This window comes from Streptomyces sp. CNX435 (genome assembly GCF_059570575.1).
In genome coordinates this window covers 1-3,669 of record NZ_JCANTA010000064.1, presented here as the reverse complement: position 1 = coordinate 3,669, position 3,669 = coordinate 1, and the positions used below count along the sequence as shown (strand labels likewise).

The 3,669-nt window shown below is 75.4% G+C and carries 1 protein-coding gene; it reads right to left on the bottom strand.

Annotated features, from left to right (window positions below):
* Window positions 1-3,669 (bottom strand): type I polyketide synthase (locus T328_RS35925; protein WP_496500471.1); only part of this gene is annotated, 3,669 nt, incomplete at both ends.

Sequence of the window (3,669 nt, the reverse complement as noted above, 5' to 3'; positions counted from 1 at the left end):
GCTGCGACGGCCCGTTCGGCGCCGTCAGCCCGTTGCTCGCACCGTCCTGGTTCACCGCCGAACCGCGTACGACCGCCAGCACCCGATGCCCGTTCCGCCGCGCGGCAGACAACCGCTCGACCACCAGCACCCCGACACCCTCAGCCCACCCCGTACCATCCGCCCCCGCCGCAAACGACCTGCACCGGCCATCCACCGACAACCCACGCTGCCGACTGAACTCCACAAACGTCCCCGGACTCGCCATCACCGTGACCCCACCCGCCAACGCCAGGTCACACTCCCCCGTCCGCAACGACTGCGCCGCCAAATGCAACGCCACCAACGACGACGAACACGCCGTATCCACCGTCACCGCCGGCCCCTCAAGACCGAAGCTGTACGACACCCGACCCGACGCCACGCTGCCGGTGTTGCCGGTGCCCACGTAGCCCGCCACCTCGTCCGGCAGCTCCGGGAGCCACGTGGCGTAGTCGTGGTACATCAGTCCCGTGAACACGCCCGTGCGGCTGCCGCGCAGCGCCACCGGGTCGACCCCCGCCCGCTCGAACGCCTCCCAGCTCGTCTCCAGCAGCAACCGCTGCTGCGGATCCATCGCCAGCGCCTCACGCGGCCCGATCCCGAAGAAGTCCGCGTCGAAGCCGCCCGCGTCGTGCAGGAATCCGCCGTGCCGCGCGTAGCTGGTGCCGGGGTGGTCGGGGTCGGGGTGGAAGAGGGTGTGCAGGCTCCAGCCGCGGTTGGTGGGGAAGCCGCTGATCGCGTCCCGGCCGGTGGCGACGAGCTGCCACAGCTCCTCCGGGGAGGTGACGCCGCCCGGGTAGCGGCACGCCATGCCCACGATGACCACCGGATCGTCCGCGACGTCGACGTCGACGTCGACGTCGACGGCGGCGGCGGGCGGCAGTGCGGTGGGCGCGGACTCGGCGCGGTCGTCGGCGAGTTCGGTGCCCAGGTAGTCAGCGAGTGCCAGCGGGTCCGGATAGTCGAAGATGAGGGTGGCGGGCAGGCGCCGGCCGACAGTGTCGGCGAGGCGGTTGCGCAACTGCACGGCGGTCAGCGAGTCGAAGCCGAGGTCCTTGAAGCCGCGGGTCGGCTCGATCGGGGTGGTGCGGGGGTGGCCGAGCACGGTGGCCACCTCGCCCGCCACGACGTCGAGCAGGGCCGCTTTCCGTTCCTTCGTCCCGAGTCCGGCGAGCCGCCGGGTGAGCGGCACGCCCGGGGCGTCGCCCGACGACCGCCCGGCGCGGCGCGGGGCGGTCGCGGCGGGGACGAGGGCGCGCAGCGGCGGGGGCAGCGTCGCGTCGGCGGCGCGGGCGCGGAGTGCGGCGGGCTCGAATCGTACGGCGGCGAGACTGGGCGCCGCGTCGCGGGTCACGGCGTCGAAGAGGGCGAGGGCCTGCCGCGTCTCCAACCGCAGCAGGCCGTGCCGCGCCATCCGCGCGAGGTCCTGCTCGGTCAGGTGACCGGTGATGCCGCTCGTCTCCGCCCACAGACCCCAGCCGATGGCGTGGGTACGGGGCCGGTGGTGGGCCAGCGCGTCGAGGAAGGCGTTGGCGGCGGCGTAGTTCGCCTGGCCGGGGGTGCCCAGCGTGGCGGTGGTGGAGGAGAAGAGCACGAACGCGACGTCGGGGAGGTGCGCGGTGGCCCGGTGGAGGTTGAGGGTCGCGTCGACCTTGGGGGCGAGGACGGCGCGCAGGCGTTCCGGCGTGAGGGTGGTGACCGGTGCGTCGTCGAGGACCCCGGCGGTGTGGACGACGGCGCGAAGCGGGTGGTGGGGGTCGATGGCGTCGATCAGCGCGCGGGTGGCGTCGGGCTCGGTGAGGTCGCAGGCGGTGACGGTGACGGTGGCGCCGAGAGCGGCGAGGTCGTCCCGGAGGCGGGCGGCGTGGGGGGCCCGGTCGCCCTGGCGGGAGACGAGGTGGAGGTGGCGGGCGCCGTGGTGGGTGGTCAGGTGCCGGGCGATCAGGCCGGCCAGGGTGCCGGTGCCCGTGATGAGGACGGTGCCGTCGGGGTCGGCGGCCCAGGCGGCGGGAGAGTGGTCGGACTCGGACTCGGGGTCGGGGAGGTGGCGGGTCAGGCGGGGGGCGGAGAGGCGTCCGTCCCGTAGCGCCACCTGCGGTTCGCCGGCTGACAGTGCTGCCGCGGTGAGATCGGGAGTGGGAGCCGAAGCCGCGTCCAGGTCCAGCAGTACGAACCGGCCCGGGTGCTCCGACTCCGCCACCCGTACGAGCGCCTGAACCGGCGCCCGTACCAGCTCCGGCACCGCGTCCCCGGCCGTCACCAGCACCAGCCGGGCGTCGGCGAACCGGTCCTCCGCCACCCAGGACCGGACGAGGGACAGGGCCTCCGCACAGGCCGCGTGGATCGTCTCCGCCGCCTCGGGGTCGCGGCGGTCGCGGTCGTGGGCGGGGGCGAGGGGGGTGAAGACCGCGTCCGGCGGTTCGATGCCGCCCGTGGTGACGGCGGCGGCCAGCTCGTCGAGGCCGGCGAAGACGGGCCCGTCGAAGCCGGCCCAGGGCGCGGTGCGCAGAGCAGCCCAACGGCCCGTCTCCGTACGCGGCATGTCCGGCAGCGGGACCCACTCCCGGCGGAACAGCATGTCGCCGGTCGGGGTCACGGCCCCGGCGTCGGGCGCGATCGCCCGTAGCGTCAGCCGGTCCACGGAGAGCACCGGCTGCCCGGCCGGGTCGACGGCGTGGAGGGCGACCGTGTCCGGCCCGGCGGGCGTGATGCGTACGCGCAGGGTGGTGGCGCCGGTGGCGTGCAGGCGCACGCCCGCCCAGGCGAAGGGGAGGCGGACGGCCTTGCCGTCGGCGACGCCTCCGTCGGCGTCCGCCTCTTCGGCCTCGGCGGCGAGGACGAGGGCGTGCAGGGCGGCGTCGAAGAGTGCGGGGTGGATGCCGAAGGCATCGGCGTCGGCGAGGGCGTCGTCGGGCAGGGTGACGTCGGCGTACAGCTCGTCGACGCCGGTCGCGCGCCACAGCCGCCGGAGTCCGCGGAACGTGGGCCCGTAGTGATAGCCGCGCTCGGTCAGCGCTTGATACGCACCGGTCAGTGGCAGGGCGTGGGCGCCGTCCGGCGGCCACGCGGTGTCGGCGGGGGGCTCGGGGCGGGGCTCGGGGTGAGGCTCGGAGGCGCGGAGGAGCGTTCCCTCGGCGTGGCGGGTCCACCGCGGGGCGTCGGCGTCGCCGGCCGGGCGGGAGTGGACGCTGACGGGCCGGCGGCCGTCGGCGTCACCCGCCCCCACGACGACCTGGATGTCGAGAGCCCCGGCCGCCGGAACACGCAGCGGGACGGCGAGGGTCAACTCGTCGACGTGGCCGCCGCCGAGCTGCTGGGCGGCGTGCAGTGCCAACTCGACCAGCGCCGTGCCGGGGAGGAGGACGGCGTCGGACACGGCGTGGTCGGCGAGCCAGGGGTGCGTGTGGAGGGAGAGGCGGCCGGTGAGTACGAGGCCGTCGGCGGTGGCGTCGGCGAGTTCGACGACGGCGCCGAGGAGGGGGTGTTCGGCGGGGCCGAGGCCGGCGTGGGTGACGTCGCCGGTCGTGGAGGCGGGGGCGAGCCAGTGGTGTTGGTGCTGGAAGGGGTAGGTGGGGAGGTCGGTGAGGCGGGCGCCGGGGAGGAGGGCGGACCAGTCGGGGGTGGCGGCGTGGTGGGTGTGGAGGGTGG